At 64.2% G+C, this 17,120-nt stretch carries 15 protein-coding genes; 2 read left to right on the plus strand and 13 right to left on the minus strand.

Translation table 11 applies throughout. From position 1 onward, the window contains the following. Positions 1 to 39: 39 nt before the first annotated feature. The 5 genes from AC1PQG_RS18460 to AC1PQG_RS18480 all read right to left on the minus strand — a co-directional run bounded on the left by AC1PQG_RS18460 (position 40) and on the right by AC1PQG_RS18480 (position 9,111). On the minus strand, positions 40 to 354 hold the full coding sequence (locus AC1PQG_RS18460; RefSeq protein ID WP_481117748.1) for a c-type cytochrome: 315 nt from the start codon (positions 352 to 354) through the stop codon (positions 40 to 42). Positions 355 to 398: 44 nt separating this feature from the next. Further along, complete coding sequence (locus AC1PQG_RS18465) at positions 399 to 2,459, minus strand: thioredoxin domain-containing protein (RefSeq protein ID WP_481119264.1); 2,061 nt, start codon at positions 2,457 to 2,459, stop codon at positions 399 to 401. An 80-nt stretch (positions 2,460 to 2,539) separates the two neighbouring features. Then, the gene (locus tag AC1PQG_RS18470) at positions 2,540 to 4,279 is read right to left on the minus strand and encodes an autotransporter assembly complex protein TamA (RefSeq protein ID WP_481119265.1); all 1,740 of its coding nucleotides are present in this window, start codon (positions 4,277 to 4,279) and stop codon (positions 2,540 to 2,542) included. Positions 4,280 to 4,346: 67 nt separating this feature from the next. Continuing rightward, complete coding sequence (putA, locus tag AC1PQG_RS18475) at positions 4,347 to 8,006, minus strand: bifunctional proline dehydrogenase/L-glutamate gamma-semialdehyde dehydrogenase PutA (RefSeq protein WP_481119266.1); 3,660 nt, start codon at positions 8,004 to 8,006, stop codon at positions 4,347 to 4,349. Between the two features lie 103 nt (positions 8,007 to 8,109). Then, a complete protein-coding gene (locus AC1PQG_RS18480; RefSeq protein WP_481119267.1) occupies positions 8,110 to 9,111 on the minus strand; it encodes a class 1 fructose-bisphosphatase in 1,002 nt (333 codons plus the stop codon). Between the two features lie 132 nt (positions 9,112 to 9,243). Between AC1PQG_RS18480 and AC1PQG_RS18485 the strand changes: the two genes are divergently transcribed. Beyond that, complete coding sequence (locus AC1PQG_RS18485; protein ID WP_481119268.1) at positions 9,244 to 10,503, plus strand: D-amino acid dehydrogenase; 1,260 nt, start codon at positions 9,244 to 9,246, stop codon at positions 10,501 to 10,503. Positions 10,504 to 10,513: 10 nt separating this feature from the next. Here AC1PQG_RS18485 and AC1PQG_RS18490 read toward each other — a convergent pair whose 3' ends face one another. The 8 genes from AC1PQG_RS18490 to petA all read right to left on the minus strand — a co-directional run bounded on the left by AC1PQG_RS18490 (position 10,514) and on the right by petA (position 16,314). Further along, positions 10,514 to 11,389 carry a flagellar brake protein gene (locus tag AC1PQG_RS18490; protein WP_481119269.1) on the minus strand — a complete coding sequence of 292 codons (876 nt, stop codon included), beginning with the start codon at positions 11,387 to 11,389 and terminating at the stop codon, positions 10,514 to 10,516. A gap of 100 nt (positions 11,390 to 11,489) precedes the next feature. Continuing rightward, entirely contained in the window at positions 11,490 to 11,849 is a 360-nt protein-coding gene (locus AC1PQG_RS18495) for a DnaJ family domain-containing protein (RefSeq protein WP_481119270.1), read from the minus strand. A 22-nt stretch (positions 11,850 to 11,871) separates the two neighbouring features. Continuing rightward, complete coding sequence (locus AC1PQG_RS18500) at positions 11,872 to 12,357, minus strand: hemerythrin domain-containing protein (protein WP_481119271.1); 486 nt, start codon at positions 12,355 to 12,357, stop codon at positions 11,872 to 11,874. A gap of 109 nt (positions 12,358 to 12,466) precedes the next feature. After that, complete coding sequence (locus tag AC1PQG_RS18505; RefSeq protein WP_481119272.1) at positions 12,467 to 12,898, minus strand: ClpXP protease specificity-enhancing factor; 432 nt, start codon at positions 12,896 to 12,898, stop codon at positions 12,467 to 12,469. Between the two features lie 73 nt (positions 12,899 to 12,971). Further along, the gene (locus AC1PQG_RS18510; RefSeq protein WP_374486684.1) at positions 12,972 to 13,568 is read right to left on the minus strand and encodes a glutathione S-transferase N-terminal domain-containing protein; all 597 of its coding nucleotides are present in this window, start codon (positions 13,566 to 13,568) and stop codon (positions 12,972 to 12,974) included. A 104-nt stretch (positions 13,569 to 13,672) separates the two neighbouring features. After that, a complete protein-coding gene (locus AC1PQG_RS18515; RefSeq protein ID WP_481117738.1) occupies positions 13,673 to 14,419 on the minus strand; it encodes a cytochrome c1 in 747 nt (248 codons plus the stop codon). A gap of 14 nt (positions 14,420 to 14,433) precedes the next feature. Then, positions 14,434 to 15,717, minus strand: coding sequence for a cytochrome b (locus AC1PQG_RS18520; RefSeq protein ID WP_481117737.1), 1,284 nt, complete (start codon positions 15,715 to 15,717; stop codon positions 14,434 to 14,436). Positions 15,718 to 15,720: 3 nt separating this feature from the next. Next, the gene (gene petA, locus AC1PQG_RS18525) at positions 15,721 to 16,314 is read right to left on the minus strand and encodes a ubiquinol-cytochrome c reductase iron-sulfur subunit (RefSeq protein WP_481119273.1); all 594 of its coding nucleotides are present in this window, start codon (positions 16,312 to 16,314) and stop codon (positions 15,721 to 15,723) included. 150 nt (positions 16,315 to 16,464) lie between these two features. On the opposite strand from petA, the gene AC1PQG_RS18530 reads away from it, so the two are divergent. Then, positions 16,465 to 17,109: a D-alanyl-D-alanine carboxypeptidase gene (locus AC1PQG_RS18530; protein ID WP_481119274.1), complete on the plus strand. Its 645-nt coding sequence runs from the start codon at positions 16,465 to 16,467 to the stop codon at positions 17,107 to 17,109. Positions 17,110 to 17,120: the final 11 nt, after the last annotated feature.

Consider the following 17,120-nt stretch of genomic DNA (forward strand, 5'->3'; position numbering starts at 1 on the left):
CCGAAGGCTGGTTTTTTATGCGACGGCAAAGCCGGCGACTTACTTCTGGCTGAGCACCCAGGACACGAGGGTCTTGGCTTCGGCCGGGGTGACCTGCGGGTTGGGAGGCATCGGGACCTGGCCCCAGACGCCGGAGCCACCCTTCTGGACCTTCTCGACCAGCTTGGCCTCGGCGGTCTTGTCGCCCTTGTACTTGGCAGCCACGTCCTTGTAGGCGGGGCCGACAACCTTCTTGTCCACGGCGTGGCAAGCCAGACAGTTCTTGGCCTTGGCCAGATCCAGACCGGCGTCGGCGAAGGCGGCGGAAGTGCCCATCAGACCGGCGATGGCGGCGACAGCAACGAGTTTCTTCATTGTGATCCTCTCGAGTTGTGTGGCGGAAAAAAGCTGCGCGGAGTCTACGCCCCGCCTTCGGGTTTGCCAATTGCCGCGAGTGCAGCATCAAGCGCCGACCGGGCAGCAAACGGTGGCAGACAAGTAACGCCCGAGCACAACCAGGCGTTGACGGTATCCCCAGCCGGCTTGTCAAGCACCGGCGGCAGGTCGGGCACGCCCGGCGGCAACCCCACGCACAGCAGGCCGGGTCGATAGCTTTCCATCACCCAGCTCAACCACTCGGGCAAAGCCGTAGGAACCCCGCGCAAGACCAGCAAGGACGGCGGCTGCAGGTGTTCGGCCAACGCGACGGCCAGGCTCGCAAACCCCATCGGACTGCCCACCATAGCGGCATGGAAGGCCTGCAGCGTCCGCTCGGCGGCCGCCAGATAACGCGTCTCGCCGGTCAGGTGGCCGAGCCGCCCGAAGACCTGTGCAGCAATGCCGTTGCCAGAAGGCATCGCGTTGTCGTGGCCGCTCTTCGGGCGGTGGATCAGCGCTTCATGATCGTGGCGGGTGAAGAAGAAGCCGCCACCCGCCCGGTCCTCGAAGGCGTCGAGCACCCCGTCGGCCAGGTCTTCGGCAAATTCCAGATCCTCCGGCCGGTAGGCCGCCTGCAGGCTCTCGATCAATGCGGCGATCAACAGCGCATGATCGTCCAGGTAGGCGTTCAGATGGGCCCGCCCGTCCTTGTAGGTTGCCAGCAGGCGACCGTCCTGCCAGAGGGTCCGACGGATGAAATCGATGGCCTGGGTCGCCGCCGCCAGCCAATCGTCGCGGCCAAAGATGCGGGCCGCGTGGGCCAGGCCGTGGATCATCAACGCGTTCCAGCTGACCAGCAGCTTGTCGTCACGACCGGGGCGCACGCGCCCCTCCCGGCGGGCGAACAGCTTGGCACGGGCGCGCTCCAGCGCGGCCTCCGCGTCGGGGAGCGTCATGCCGAGCTTGTCGGCCACGCCAGCCAGCGGCTTCGCCACGTAGAAGTGCCAGTGCGTCTCCTCGAAATTGGGCGGCCGCGCCACGCCGTAGTGCTGGGACAGTACGCGGTACTCAAGATCGTCGAGGCATTCGTGCACCTCGGCTTTGTCCCACACGTAGAACTTGCCCTCCTCGTGTTCAGAGTCGGCGTCCAGCGAGGACGCGAAACCACCCTCCGGCAGACGCATCTCGCGCAACGCCCATTCGGCCGTGCGCTCGGCAACCTGGGCGAACAGCGGGTCGCCGGTGAGCGCCCAGGCATCGGCATACAGCGCGAGCAAGGGCCCGTTGTCGTAGAGCATCTTCTCGAAGTGGGGAATGTTCCACCAGCCATCCACGCTGTAGCGGGCGAAACCACCGCCCAGTTGGTCGAAGATGCCGCCTTCGGCCATGCCGCGCAGGGTCTTCAACGCCATATCGCGGGCTGTGACGTCGCCGGTCGCGGCAAAGCGGCGCAGCAGAAAATCCAGATCGGCCGGGTGCGGAAACTTGGGAGAGCCGCCAAAGCCGCCGTGCTCCTCGTCGAAGGTGGACGCCAGCCCATCCTGCAGCGCACGCAGGGGCGCACCGCTGAAATCGGACGGATGGGTGCTGCCGGTCACGTCGCTGCGGGCCAGCGCAGCGCGCAGCCCCTGGTTCTGTTCGTCGATGGTCTTGCGCTGGGTCGTGAAGGCCTCATGGACCCGCTGCAGCAGATCCGGGAAGCCCGGCAGGTTGTAGCGCGGCGCCTTCGGGAAGTAGGTACCGCTGAAGAAGGGGCTGCCGTCCGGCGTCAGGAACACTGTCAGCGGCCACCCCCCGCCCCGCCGCGCCAGCATCTGGTGGGCGGCCTGGTAGATCTGGTCCAGATCCGGGCGCTCTTCCCTATCCACCTTGATATTGACGAACAGGCGGTTCATCAGCGCGGCCACCTCGGGATCCTCGAAGGACTCGTGGGCCATCACATGGCACCAGTGGCAGGCCGAGTAGCCGATGGACAGCAGGATCGGCCGGTCTTCCCGGCGGGCCAGGTCGAGGGCCTCCTGGCTCCACGGCCACCAGTCCACCGGGTTGTCGGCATGCTGCTGGAGATAGGGTGAGGTTTCGTGCTGCAGTCGGTTGGGCATTGGGGGGCTCCCGCTGGGTTTTGTCGGCTTTGTAGGGCGTCGTGCGTTGGAGCCCCGGTCCAAGCAAAAGTTGTGCAGTGTCAGAAAGCGATCGCCACCGCGAACTGCAGGCGTACCCGGTGGTCCCGCTGGCCGTAGGCGAGATCCAGCGCGATGGGGCCTGCCGGGCTCTTCCAGCGAGGACCGAAGCCGTAGCCGAAGTTCATCTTGAACAGCTTGCGTTCGTCATTGGCATTGCCAGCATCGACGAAGGTGGCCACCCCCCAATCGCCGGAATACCAGTGCACATACTCGGCGCTGGTCACTGCCAGGTAACGCCCGCCGACCGTTGCCGTGCCATCACGCACACCCAGGCTCTGGTAAGCATAGCCGCGCACGCTCTGGGCGCCGCCAGTACGGAACAGGAAATCCTGTGGCACCCCATCGCGGGACGGCGCCACGGTGACGCCGCCCTCCGCCCGCAGGATCAGCACATCGCGCTTGGCCACCGGCACGAAGAGCTGGTAGCGCCCGTAGAAGCGCGCGAAGTTGCGGTCGGACAACAGCATCTGGGCCGCGCCGCCGACCTGCAGGTTGAGCACTTGGCCATCCCGCGGGTCGAGGATGTTGTCCACCGCCCGCCGGGTCCACGACCAATTGGCGGCCAGGGCCTTCCGGCTGGACGGCAGGCTGCCGTCTGGGGTCAGGGTTTCGTGCTGGAAATTGAGGGACAGGCGGTTCTCGATGTTGCCACGCGGAATGGTACGCACCACGCCGATGGACTGGCGCTGGGTCTGCAGCCCGGAGATGTCTGTGTGCTCGATCAGCGCGCCGACGCTGTCCAGGTAGCCCGTCGGGGACGGCGGCAGGAACACATCTGCGTAGCCGAGCTGGCGGCGCTGTTCGAGGCGGATGCCGCTGACCAGGTTGTAGGCCCGATCGAAGAAATGGGCATCCCGATAGGTGGTCTCGACCCGGTAGCCGGTATTGCTGCTGGCACCGACGCCGAACCCCAGGCGGCGCGGCAAGGCCTCGGAGAGCTGGACGCGTACCGGCACCGCGTCCGGCGTGGCCGACTCGCGGTCCACATCGACCACCACAGAGGCGAAATACGGCGTGTTCTGCAGCGCAGTCTGGAAGCGCAGCAGGCGGTCAAGGCTGTAAGGCTCGCCCTCCTTCGGTGGCTGATAGCGTTCGATCAGCGACGGGTCGTAACTGCTCAGCCCGGTGATGTCGATCCGGCCAAAACGGAAGACGGGCCCGGAATCCACATCGACGCTCAGCGTCGCAGTGGCCGTCTCCGGGTCGATCAGTGCATGGCTGGCGGTCATGCTCGCCGCAGCGTAATCGCGGGCACCCAGCGCATCCATCAGTTGCTGCTTGGCCGTGTCCCAGTCAGCCTGCCGGAAGGGGCGGCCAACGGGCAGGCCCCAGGCCGCCTTCAAGGCCTCGATCCGCGCCGGACGCTCGCCTTCGGCGCGGATCACATCGCCACTGAAATGCAGGTTCACCTGGCTGATCACGGTCCGCCGCCCAGGCGTCACGACGATGCGGAAGACCTCGCCCGCCTCGGCGCTCTCGATGGACGGGGAGAAATAGCCTTCGGTCGCCAGGATCTCGCCGATCTCCTTGCGCGCGCGCCGCAGGATGGCCACCCGCCCGCCCTCGTCCAGCCCGCCTTCCGGCCGCTGGTCGAGAAAATCCACATGCTTCTCGAGCAGGGTCCGCAAGTCATCCGGCGCCACCAGCTCGACGCGGGTATCGGCGGCCTGCACCCAGGCCGCCGCCCCAAAGACGAGGCAAGCGAACGACAGGCGAAGGGCGGATGAGCGGCGCAGCACGGGGCGGATTCTAGCAGCCCCTATTCCATCCACGCGCCCATCCACGTGCTGCCGCAAGCCCCATGCACTACCCCTCCCCCAGCCGCAGCAGGCCGGTGTTGCCGCCTGTCGCCGAGGTGTTCACGGTGATGCAACGCTCATGGACGAGGCGCTCCAATGCATAGTCTGGCGCAGGGACCAGGAAGGGCAGGATCGCACCGTCCCTGTCCGCGAATGCTTTCCGCCAGCGGGCCGTGTCCTCCGGCGGCAGATCCGCCAGCACAGCGACCCACATGCAGGTGAGCACGTCCGCGCAAGGTTCGATCCAGCGACGGAGCGCCTCTGGCAGAGAAGACAACCAAGCTGCCGCAGCCTCATCCTCCGCCGGCAGCAGCAGGCGGTTGCCGGTGGCCAACGCGGCGACAAGCTGGTGTAACCACGCCACCGGATGATCTGCCAACCCCAGGACGGCGCCACGGGAATGGAAATAGAGAGTATTGCGCTCCCCCGTCGGCCCCTGCAGCGGGAGACTCAGGCCCGCCAGTGACGCTCGACGATAGGCGGCAATCCGTTCGCACAGTCCGGCCTTGATCGACTCGTCGGGCAGGGACAACACCGGCCCCGCCAGCCAGGCCTCCAGCACATCGAGCCCGGCTCTTGCCGGACGCTCCAGATCCGGCAAAGGCGGCGGCGCGCCACGTACCAGACGGCGCAGGCTCAGAGGCCCGCCAGCCTTCGGCCCGGTGCCCGACAAGCCCTCTCCGCCGAAGGGCTGCACACCGACCACCGCACCGATCATATTGCGGTTCACATACACGTTGCCGACCGGCATGCGCCGCACGACGTGCTCGACAAAGGCATCCACCCGCGATTGGATACCCAGCGTCAGCCCGTAGCCGCTCGCCGCCAACGTATTCAGCAAGGCATCCAGTTCCCCCGCCGCATACCGCACCACGTGCAGCACGGGACCGAAGACTTCCCGTTGCAGTTCGTCCGGCGCATTCAGCTCGATCACCGTCGGCACCACGAAATGCCCTTTCAGGCAGCCATCCGGCAGGCTGCGCGCCACCACCGGGTAGCGGTTAGCACGCATGGCATCCACGTAGGCATCGATCTGTACGCGGGCCGCGGCATCGATCAGCGGCCCCACGTCGGTGGCGAAGTCGTCAGGACGGCCGACACTCAGCTCGGCCATCGCCCCGTCGAGCAGGTCGAGCACGTGCTCGGCGATGTCCTCTTGTACGCACAGCAGGCGCAGTGCCGAGCAGCGCTGGCCAGCGGAGTCGAAGGCTGAGCTCAGCACGTCGGCGACGAGCTGCTCGGGCAAGGCCGTCGAATCGACGATCATCGCGTTGAGGCCGCCGGTCTCGGCGATCAGCGGCACATCGCCCCGGGCTGCCAGCACCCGATGGATGGCCGCGGCGACCGCCATCGAGCCGGTGAACATCACCCCGCAGACACGCGGGTCGGCCACCAAGCGCGCACCGACGGTTTCGCCCGGCCCAGGCAGGCATTGCAGCATCGGACGCGGCACGCCCGCTTCATGCAGTAACGCCACGGCCCGGTCGGCGATGAGGGGCGTCTGCTCGGCGGGCTTGGCCAGCACCGGGTTGCCGGCGGCCAGCGCGGCAGCAATCTGCCCGACAAAGATCGCCAGCGAAAAATTCCACGGACTGATCGCCACCACCGGCCCCAAGGGACGGCTGCCGGCCAGATCGCCGGCGTGCAGACGGCTGGCGTAGTAGCGGCAGAAATCCGCCGCCTCTCGGACCTCGCCCTGGGCGGCAGCGAAAGTCTTGCCGGCCTCCCGCACGATAAGCGCCACCAGCGCGTGGCTGTGTGCCTCGAGCGCCAGGGCCGCCCGCTCCAGGCACAGAGCGCGCTGCTCCGGCGCTTCGACAGCCCAGCCCGATGCGTGCGCGGCAGCTGTCTGCAACGCCGCCTCCACGTCCGCCGGGACGGCCCAGCGCACCAGGCCGACGACTTCATCGAGCTGCGCCGGGTTTTGAATCGCTCGCTCGGCCGCTGCCTCCCCCCCTCCCGACGCAATGCACGGCCCGGCATGCGGGGTTTCTTCCCGGCTGCGCTCTAGGGCACTGAGGAAGGCTCTGCGCACTCCGGCCGCAGCCAGGTCGAAGCCCCGGCTGTTGCGCCGATCCGCATACAGGTCGGCGGGCAGCGGGATCTGCGGATGAGGGTTGCCGCCACTGGCCAGCACGCCGCACGACGGGTCGGCCACCAGGTCTGCCAAGGGCACCGACTCGTCCACGACCCGGTTCACGAAACTGCTGTTGGCGCCGTTTTCAAGCAGGCGGCGCACCAGGTAGGCGAGCAAGGTGGCATGGCTGCCCACCGGCGCATAGATGCGCACCGGACGACGCAGTACCGGATCTTCGGCCTGGACAAGTTGTTCGAACAGGGTCTCGCCCATGCCATGCAGGCACTGGAATTCATAATCGCCGAGGCGGAAGGCGCCCCCCATTTCGAGCACTGCGGCAACCGTATGGGCGTTGTGGGTCGCGAACAGCGGGAACAGCGCATCCGGCGCCGCCAGCAGCGCACGAGCGCAGGCCAGGTAGGCCAGGTCGGTATGGGCCTTGCGCGTATATACCGGGTAGTCGCTCAGGCCGTCCTGCTGGGCCCGCTTGATCTCGGTGTCCCAATAGGCGCCCTTCACCAGGCGCACCATCAGGCGTCGGCGCTTGCTGCGCGCCAACGCCGTCAGCCAGTCGATGACGGCCGGCGCGCGCTTCTGATAGGCCTGCACGACAAAGCCCAACCCCTGCCAGCCGCTCAGCGCAGGGTCGGCGGCGAGCGCGGCCAGGACGTCGAGGGACAGTTCGAGACGGTCGGACTCCTCCGCATCGATGGTCAGGCCGATGTCCTGGGCTTTGGCCAGCAGGCACAGCTGACGCACCCGCGGCACCAGCTCGCGCATCACGCGGCGGTGCTGGGCCCAGCCGTAGCGGGGATGCAGGGCCGACAGCTTGATCGAAATGCCGTTGCGCTGCTGTACGCCGTGCCAGCGTCCATGCTCGCCCACCGCATGGATGGCCTGGGCGTAAGCGGTGGCATAACGGGCCGCGTCGTCGGCGGTGACGGCCGCCTCGCCGAGCATGTCGAAGGAGTACAGATAACTCGCGGCTGCGCCACTGGTAGTGCGTGTCAGGGCGTCCTGGATGGTTTCCCCAACGACGAACTGCTGGCCGACCAGGCGCATCGCCCGCTCCATCGCCTCGCGGAGCAAGGCCCCGCCGCTCCGTTGCAACAAGCCGAGCAAGGCACCGGGCATACGCCGCTCGTCGTCGGGCGTCAGCAGGCGGCCGGTCAGCGCGAGACTCCAGGCTGCCGCGTTCACGAACAGGGAAGGACTGTGCCCGATATGCCCCCACCAGTCCCGGTGGCACAGCTTGTCGCGGATCAGTGCGTCGCGCCCCGCAGCATCGGGAATGCGCAGCAGCGCTTCGGCGAGGCACATCAACGCCACCCCTTCGCTACTGCCGAGGGAGAACTCGTTCATCAGCGCATCGACGCCGGTCGCCCGGCAACGCGTACTGCGCACGCTGGCGGCGAGGGACGCGGCCAGCGCCGAGATGCGGGCAGTCTGCTGTTCGGAAAAGCGGGCGCCATCGATCAGCGCCTCCAGCACTTCCGCCTCGGGTCGTCGGGCAGCATCTTCGATGCGACGGCGCAAGGCGGCCAAGTCGGCATCGGAAGACAAGCATGAGGGGTCGAATGGCGCGGTCATGTCATCACCAGGCGAAAGCTGCGTACGCCCGGTTCGACCACGGCCAGAGAAAACGATTCAACCGGGCCCGCATGCAGGCCCGGTTTTCAATCAGGAAAGGCGCTCAGCCTTCCAGGTGGTAGCGGGTCACCAGCTCGACTTCGTTCTTGGAGCCGAGCACCACCGGCACGCGCTGGTGCAGCTTGGTCGGCAGGATGTCGAGGATGCGCTCGCGCCCGGTAGTAGCCGCACCGCCGGCGGCTTCGACAATCATCGCCATCGGGTTTGCTTCGTACATCAGGCGCAGCTTGCCGCCCTTGTCCTTCATCTTGCTGTCGAGGGGATACATGAAGATGCCACCGCGGGTCAGGATGCGGTGCACATCGGCCACCATCGACGCCACCCAGCGGGTATTGAAGTCCTTGCCGCGCGGGCCTTCCGTGCCTTCGCGCAATTCGCGCACGTAGCGCTGCACCGGAGCCTCCCAGAAGCGCTCGTTGGAGCCATTGATGGCATATTCCTTGGTGTCCTCAGGGATCGTCATGTACGGGTGGGTATAGATGAAGCTGCCCATCTCCCGGTCGAGGGTGAAACCATGCACGCCGTCACCAACGGTCAGCACCAGTTGAGTGGACGGGCCGTATACCGAGTAGCCGGCCGCCACCTGAGCGGTGCCAGGCTGCATGAAGTCGGCTTCAGTCGGTGCGCTGACGCCCTCCGGACAGCGCAGCACCGAGAAGATCGTACCGACCGAGATATTGACGTCGATGTTGGATGAGCCGTCGAGCGGATCGAACAACAGCAGGTAAGCGCCCTTCGGGTAGTCGCCGGTGATCGGGCGGATCTCCTCGACTTCTTCCGAGGCCATTGCCGCCAGGTGGCCGCCCCATTCGTTGGCCTGGATCAGGATGTCGTTGGCGATCACGTCCAGCTTCTTCTGGGCCTCGCCCTGCACGTTGTCGCTGCCGGCCTCGCCGAGCACGCCGGCCAGGGCACCCTTGGACACATTGACAGCGATGGCCTTGACGGCACGCGCGACGACTTCGATCAGCAGGCGCAGGTCGGCGCCCATCAGGCCCTTGCGCTGCTGTTCGATCAAAAACTGGGTAAGCGTGACTCGACGCATGACTCGATTCTCCGGAATTGCCTGTGAAAGTACGGATTATCGCCCGGATCGATGCCCTCCGTCGTTTATGATTAGCAGCTGGATTGCCCGGGACGGTCGCCCGCCCCTTCCGAAAACTATAAACAAGGCATCATGGAAGTCCTCGTCATCGGCGCCGGCCTGGCTGGCGTCACGAGCGCCTGGTATCTCAGCCAGGCCGGTTGCAAAGTCACTGTCGTGGAGCGCCAGCCCGGTCCGGGTCTGGAAACCAGCTATGCCAATGGCGGGCAGATCTCGGTCAGTCATCCCGAACCCTGGGCCAATCCCGGCGCACCGGCCACGGTGCTGCGCTGGCTTGGCCGCAAGGATGCCCCATTGCTGTTCCATCCCCGCGCCGATGCGGCCCAATGGCGCTGGGCCCTGGCCTTCCTGCGCGAATGCCTGCCGGCACGCACGGCCCGCAACACCGCAGCCATCGCCCATCTGGCCGACTATAGCCGCGACCAGTTACGGGCCCTGCGCGCGTCCACCGGCATCGAATACGAAGCCGGCACCGGCGGCATCCTGCACCTGTTCATGGACGCCAGGGACTTTGAACACGTCCCGGCCAAACTGCAGATCCTGCTGGACCTCGGCATCCGAGCCCGGATCCTCGACCCGGATCAGGCCACGGCACTGGAGCCCGGACTCGCCGCCATGCGTAACCGACTCGTCGGCGTACTGCATGGCATCGATGACGAATGCGGCAATGCCCACCTGTTCTGCCGCGCATTGGCTGCGAAGGCCCAGGAAGCCGGCGTCCGCTTCCTCTTCAACACCACGCTGAACGCCTTCGAGGCCCTTGGGCAAACCATCAGCGGCCTTCGCGTGGAGGATGCGGACGGCCGCAGCGGCATGCTGCGGGCCGATGCCTACGTGCTCGCGGCAGGCAGCTACAGCCCCTTGCTGACGCAATCGCTCGGCGAACGGCTACCGATTTATCCGGTCAAGGGCTATTCCATCACGGCCCCCATCATCGATGCCGAACGGGCGCCACGTCTGAGCCTGACCGACGAGGCGCGACGCGTGGTCTGCTCGCGGCTGGGCAATTTTCTGCGTGTCGCCGGTACCGCCGAACTCAATGGCTACAACCTGGAGCCCGATCCGGCACGCAGCGCCGCGATCACGCAATGGCTGAACGAACATTTGCCAGGTGTCGCCGATGCCAGCCAAGCCGAACACTGGTGCGGCCTGCGCCCGACAACACCGGGCAACGTCCCGTTGATCGGACCGGCCCGCACCGGCAAACTGTTCTTCAACACTGGGCACGGTACGCTGGGATGGACACTGGCTTGCGGGTCCGGCCGAGCACTCGCCGATATTGTGACCGGTCAAAAACCGGAACCGGACTTCCCCTTCCTCCGCTCCCGCTGACGCCGGTAAATCAGGCGTCGGCCGACTCTTCGAACAGGATGCGATAAACGAAGGCCGACAACACGACCTGCTCGGCGTGCGGCATCTCTTCGAACTGGACGCCATGGTGAACCTGGGGTTTTTCCCCCTCCGCCACGGCAGTAGAAGTGGCATGCACCGAGCGAAGCACGGCTGGGATCGTCAGATATTCCTCGATATCATTGATCACAACCCGGAACTTGATCGCGATCCGGTCTTCCCTGACCCCCATCGGCGCTTTGGCGACCAGCATCGCGCCTCCGGTGCTCAGATCGAGAATTGTTGCCGCATGGGAACGCCCGTCCGTGCCGCTTACCGCAGCAATCAGGTGGACCCGCGCCCGTGCCCCGCGACGGACGACCAGGCCACGAACCTGGCCGGGGTAAGTCAGGTGCAGGTGGGGAAACGGGACGTTCGCGACCTTGAAGATCGTCGTACCGAAGGCATACACGCTCTTGCCGGAGAACATGCGGACCACGAAGGTCTGCCCCTCCCGCATCAGCAGCACCTTGCCGTCCTGGCTCGGCGTGGTCACCAGGACGCTCTTGCCCTTCAGGAAACCAATCAACTTCACGTAATAACGCTGCGGTCCAGCGTCATTCTGTACCTGCAGTTGCAAGGTATCGCCGATGTCGAGCTTGATGTCTTCAAAGGCGCACAGATCATCCGTCGGGCGTTCGCCGCTATCCGTGTTCAGCCGCGTCTCTCGAATATTGAGCTTACGGAACAGGCCGCGCTCCATCAGCGCTTGCTTCTGGCTCTCCGTTTCGACCACGACACCGCGAGCCAGCAGTAGTTGCTTTTTCTCATCGTAGAGTGGCCATTCGACCGGCTTGCCGACCTCGATGTCACCGGCCCTGATTCGCATGTAAGACATAAGCCACCCACTGTCTGCCCAATGTGAGGCAGATATCGACACGCCACATGACGACTTTAGAAATAGCCGGTCCCGAAGTCTGCCCGCAACACTATTTTGCGTCCGAAGATGCTGCAACACGCTGCAGCAAGGCAGCTGACACATGGGCCAGCCCGGCCGCCTCGATTCGCGTCAACAGCGCGGTGATCCGCTGGACACGCCGCCGATTGGCCGACCGGTCATCCGATGACGAATTCTGAGCACACAGCCGGCGCAATTCCTGCAGATCCGCCACAGCCGGCGGCACATAACCGGCATTGCGTAAGATCCGGTTACCCATCCGCACTTCGACAGGAACCAGGAGGTCATCATCCAGCACGAGAGGCTGTCCTTCTCCAGGCAATCCGGACAACTGGCCCTGAGCGATCGCATCTCGGATCCGCTCTTCCGCCAGGCAATCGAAGATATTCACGGATCGCCCCGCGGATTCCGCCTCAGACTGCCTCGGACTCAGCCTCGGTCTTGGCAGGCGGCGTGCAGCAGGCGGAAGAACCGTCGGCGCAGCCCTCATCCTTCGGGGGATTACGGATTTCGCCGGTTTCCGTATCGAAATCGATGGACTCGAGATAAGCGGCGAGCGCCGCATCCATCGACGCCACGTGATTGTCGAACCACAGCGGCAATTCCTGAATCAACTGCCGGCCGAGGGCCGCATCTCCCCGCTCCAGGCGCTTGCGGACATCACGGCAAACTGCCAGCACGCGATCATGCTCGGCCTTGTGGCAGCCAGGAAAACCAACGATTTCCATCCAACGGTTTTCCTGGTCGAAATGCTCGACCGTGTGCTCGATGAAGGCATCCATCGCCGCCAACAGGGCTTCGCCAGACACATCCAGCATGGCGTTGTAGGCCTCGACGAATTCCTGGTGGGTCTGATCCATCGGCCCCAGGCCGAGGGCGAGTTTGTCAGTCCATTCCATGGCAGCCATAACGGGAAACCTCGAAGAGTGAAACAGGGCGCAACTCTAACCCGAACGGCACCGCCTGACCCTGAGCCAGATCAAGCACCACCCGGGCCCCGGCGCAGTTTTATTTGACGAGCTTGAGGTGACTGCGGAGGCCACCCTTGGGCGGCTCAGGCGTGTCGTCCGGCTCCGCCGATGCCAACTCGGAAACCTCGGAGTCCAGATCGGCCTCGCCATCGGGCAATCCGGAAACCTCGAAGGCCATCCCGTGCCCGTTCTCGCGAGCATAGATCGCCGTCACATTCTCGACAGGAATCGAGATGTTCTGGGCGACGCCGCCGAAACGTGCCTGGAAGGCGATCAGCTCGTTTCCCATGACCAAGCTCTGCGTCGCAGTGGGACTGACGTTGAGCACGATCTGGCCATCCTGCACGAAGTTGTGCGGCACGATGGTGTGCCTGTCGACGGCGACCGCAAGATAGGGCGTCAGGCCCTGATCGGTACACCACTGGAAAATCGCCCGGATCAGGTAAGGCTTGGTGGAGATTTCGCTCATGACGAAGACTTTCCGGTGAGTGCCAAGATGAAGAGTCGCAGCGGGGCCGCCACTCGGCGGCCCCCGTTGGCAATCAGCGCCGCATGACCTTTTCGGACGGGGTCATCGCATCGATGAAGCCCTGGCGGCTGAAGATACGTTCGGCGTACTTCATGAGCGGCGCCGCGGAACGCGGCAGCTCGATACCGTAGTGGTCCAGGCGCCACAGCAGCGGTGCGATGGCCACGTCGAGCATGGAGAACTCTTCGCCAAGAAGGAACTTCTGCTTCGTGAACATCGGCGCAAGCTGGGTCAGCTGGTCACGCACGTGAGCCCGCTCCTTGTCGGCGCCCTTGGGATTCTTTTCCAGCGCATCGATATGCGAGAACAGCTCGAGTTCGAAGGTGTGCAGCAGCTGACGAGCGCGGGCGCGCATGATCGGATCGGGCGGCATCAACTGGGGATGCGGAAAACGCTCGTCGATGTATTCGTTGATGATGTTGGACTCATAGAGCACAAGATCGCGATCCACCAGCACCGGAACCCGGTTGTACGGATTGATGACCGCGATGTCTTCCGGCTTGTTGAAGAGATCAACGTCAATCACCTGGAAATCCATGCCCTTTTCAAAGAGCACGATACGGCACCGGTGACTGAAAGGATCTGTCGTTCCGGAATACAAATTCATCATCGTTGTGTTACCCCACGGATACAAAAAATCATGCACCACGCGCCAAGCGCGTGGTGCGTCTTGCTAAAAGACAGCAAGGGACAGCATCGACCGGAACGCGCAGATTAGTGCACGTCTCTCCAGTAGTTCTTCTTCAGAAGATAGGAAAGAACGAAGAGAAGGCCAAGGAAAGCGATCACGGCAGTACCGATGGACTTGCGCGTCTCCGCCATCGGCTCGCCCATCCAGACCAGGTAGGAGACGAGGTCTGCCACGGCGTGGTCGTACTCTTCGGCAGTCATCTTGCCCGGCTTGGCCGGCGCCTCGATCTCGATTTCCTTCGACTTGCCGCCATGGCCGTCGTCGTGCTCGTTGATCTTGGCGGTCGGCTCACCCTGCAGTTCGTACAGCACATGCGGCATGCCGACGTTTTCGAAGACCTTGTTGTTCCAGCCGGTCGGACGGGCGTCGTCACGGTAGAAACTGCGCAGGTAGGTGTACAGCCAGTCTGCACCGCTGCCGAACTCGGACGCGCGCGAACGGGAGATCACGGTGAGGTCCGGAGGCGCGGCACCAAACCACGCCTTGGCTTCGTCACGCTGCATCGCGATGCGCATCGGCTCGCCGATCTTGTCGGCCGTGAACATCAGGTTGTCCTTGATCATCTGCTCGGACAAACCGATCTGCTGCAGGCGGTTGTAGCGCATGTAGCTGGCGCCGTGGCAGTTCAGGCAGTAATTGACGAACAGCTTGGCGCCGTTCTGCAGGGCAGCCGGCTCGGTGGAGATCGGAGCCTTGTCCAGGTGCAGTTCAGGGCCGTTGGCCAGAGCCATCAGCGGCGTGAACAGAAGAGCTGTCAAAAGTTTTTTCATGGCTTTCATTCTCATTAACCGGTCACGCGTTCGGGCTCGGGCTTGCACTTGTCCATCTTCGACCACCACGGCATGGTGATGAAGAACAGGAAGTAGTACAGGCTGAACAGCTGGGCCACGGGAGCGCCCGGAATCACGCCGAAGAAAGCATAGGAAGGCGGCTTGGTACCGAGGAAGCCAAGGATCGCGAAGGCGACGACGAACAGAGCCAGCAGGGACTTGTAGATCGGGCCACGGTAACGGATCGACTTCACAGGGCTACGGTCGAGCCACGGCAGGAAGGCCAGGATCACCACGCCAGCACCCATCGCAACCACGCCCCAGAACTTGGCGTCGAGGCCGAACAGCGGCCACACCATCGCACGCAGCAGGGAGTAGAACGGAGTGAAGTACCACACCGGCGCAATGTGCGGCGGGGTCTTCAGCGGATCGGCTGGGATGAAGTTGTTGTACTCGAGGAAGTAGCCGCCGCCTTCAGGTGCGAAGAACACGATGAAGGAGAAGACGATCAGGAAACCAACCACGCCCACGATGTCCTTGACGGTGTAGTAGGGGTGGAAGGGAATGCCGTCCAGCGGGTGGCCATCAGCGCCCTTCTTCTTCTTGATCTCGACACCATCAGGGTTGTTGGAGCCAACTTCGTGCAGAGCGACGATGTGGGCAACGACCAGGCCGATGAGGATCAGCGGCACGGCGATGACGTGGAAGGAGAAGAAGCGATTCAGGGTCGCGTCGGACACCACAAAGTCACCACGGATCACGATGGAGAGATCGGGACCGATGACGGGAATCGCGGAGAACAGGTTCACGATGACCTGAGCGCCCCAGAAGGACATCTGGCCCCAGGGCAGCAGGTAGCCCATGAAGGCCTCGGCCATCAGGGCCAGGAAGATCAGGGTGCCGAAAACCCAGATCAGCTCACGGGGCTTGCGGTAGGAACCGTAGAGCAGGCCGCGGAACATGTGCAGGTACACCACCACGAAGAACGCGGAGGCGCCGGTGGAGTGCAGGTAGCGGATGATCCAGCCGCCCGGCACATCGCGCATGATGTATTCGACGGACGCGAAGGCCGCCGGGATGCCGGAAGCGTTGAGGGCGGCATCCGGCTTGTAGTGCATGACCAGGAAGATGCCGGTCACGATCTGGATCACCAGCACCAGCAGGGCCAGCGAACCGAAGAAGTACCAGAAGTTGAAGTTCTTGGGTGCGTAGTACTCGGTGAGGTGCCCCTTGATGGACGACGTCAGCGGGAAGCGCGCGTCAACCCAATCCAGTACCGCTTGAGCTTTGGTGGTCATCGTTTATGCCTTTCCGTCTTCGCCGATCAGAATCTTGGTATCGGCCAGGTACTTGTGCGGCGGAACCTCGAGGTTGTCCGGCGCCGGCTTGTTCTTGTAGACGCGACCAGCCAGATCGAAGGTCGAACCGTGACAGGGGCACAGGAAGCCGCCTGCCCAGTCGGCGCTCACGCCGCTCTCGGCACCGGTCTTGAACTTGTCGGAAGGAGAACAGCCCAGGTGAGTACAAATGCCGACCGCAACCATGATCTCCGGCTTGATGGAGCGGGTTTCGTTCTTGGCATACTCAGGCTGCTGCGGCTTGTCGGACTTCGGGTCGCTGACAAGCTCATCCGTCTTTTTCAGGGAATCCAGCATGTCCTTGGTGCGGTTGATGATCCACACCGGCTTGCCGCGCCACTCGACGGTCATCATCTGACCCGGCTGCAGCTTGCTGATATCCACTTCAACCGGAGCACCGGCTGCCTTAGCTCGTTCGGACGGAGTCAGGCTACCGACGAACGGAACGGCGACGGCCACTGCGGCCACGCCCCCCGCAGCCGACGTTGCCAGCAACAACTGGCGTCGCCCACCGTCCATTTTTTGATCCACGCTCATGGCCCACTAACCTCAATAAAAGAGACTTCGAAGATCGCAATACGGAAAACTTGCGGAGTATAGCGAAAACCCTTATCCAAAAAAAGTCCCAATAAGCTAAACCCGCGCCAGCATTGGAGAATATGGAATTTGAGGGCTCTTTATCGAGGCATGAAAGATCCTTTTCGCGCCTATCGAAAGTGCGCTTTTATTGCAGTGCGACAGACAATTGGGACACAGCGACGGCATAATCCGGAACCGCCGTCGACCACTCCTGTCTTCTCCAACACCTTGAAACGGATTACATCCCGCCTTGCCCGCAGGCTTGTCCTGCTGCTGCCGCTCGTCCTCACCGGCCATGCCCATGGAGAGGAGCTGCCTGCAGCACTCGATGCCAGCCTCACCCGTGCGGGCATCCCGCGCACCGCGGTTGCCGTGCTCGTGCAGGATGTGGACGGCGGCCCCGCGCTGCTGGAACACCGCAGCACCCAGGCCATGAACCCTGCATCGGTCATGAAACTGGTCACCGCCTTTGCCGCACTGGACCAGCTTGGCCCCGCATTCAGCTGGACCACCCGCATATCGAGTGCCACGGACGCAAGTCCCCGGCGAGAAGTACTGCCCGGGGACCTGTTCATCACCGGCGGCGGCGACCCTCGCCTGTCGCGGGAACGGCTGTGGCTGCTGCTGCGCGATCTACGGGCCCAGGGCATCCGGCGTATCGCGGGCGACGTGATTACCGACCGCTCGTTCTTCAGGCTTCCCCCCATGACCCGGGCGCCTTCGACCAGCGCCCACTCCGCCCCTACAACGTAGGTCCGGACGCG

Source organism: Zoogloea sp. GDB6 (assembly GCF_056724105.1).

Coding starts and splice junctions, on each gene's coding strand:
- AC1PQG_RS18530 (WP_481119274.1), top strand. CDS start 16,465: ATGAAAGATCCTTTTCGCGCCTATCGAAAGTGCGCTTTTATTGCAGTG.
- petA (WP_481119273.1), bottom strand. CDS start 16,314: ATGAGCGTGGATCAAAAAATGGACGGTGGGCGACGCCAGTTGTTGCTG.
- putA (WP_481119266.1), bottom strand. CDS start 8,006: ATGACCGCGCCATTCGACCCCTCATGCTTGTCTTCCGATGCCGACTTG.
- AC1PQG_RS18520 (WP_481117737.1), bottom strand. CDS start 15,717: ATGACCACCAAAGCTCAAGCGGTACTGGATTGGGTTGACGCGCGCTTC.
- AC1PQG_RS18485 (WP_481119268.1), top strand. CDS start 9,244: ATGGAAGTCCTCGTCATCGGCGCCGGCCTGGCTGGCGTCACGAGCGCC.
- AC1PQG_RS18480 (WP_481119267.1), bottom strand. CDS start 9,111: ATGCGTCGAGTCACGCTTACCCAGTTTTTGATCGAACAGCAGCGCAAG.
- AC1PQG_RS18490 (WP_481119269.1), bottom strand. CDS start 11,389: ATGCGAATCAGGGCCGGTGACATCGAGGTCGGCAAGCCGGTCGAATGG.
- AC1PQG_RS18465 (WP_481119264.1), bottom strand. CDS start 2,459: ATGCCCAACCGACTGCAGCACGAAACCTCACCCTATCTCCAGCAGCAT.
- AC1PQG_RS18505 (WP_481119272.1), bottom strand. CDS start 12,898: ATGAGCGAAATCTCCACCAAGCCTTACCTGATCCGGGCGATTTTCCAG.
- AC1PQG_RS18510 (WP_374486684.1), bottom strand. CDS start 13,568: ATGATGAATTTGTATTCCGGAACGACAGATCCTTTCAGTCACCGGTGC.
- AC1PQG_RS18460 (WP_481117748.1), bottom strand. CDS start 354: ATGAAGAAACTCGTTGCTGTCGCCGCCATCGCCGGTCTGATGGGCACT.
- AC1PQG_RS18500 (WP_481119271.1), bottom strand. CDS start 12,357: ATGGAATGGACTGACAAACTCGCCCTCGGCCTGGGGCCGATGGATCAG.
- AC1PQG_RS18515 (WP_481117738.1), bottom strand. CDS start 14,419: ATGAAAAAACTTTTGACAGCTCTTCTGTTCACGCCGCTGATGGCTCTG.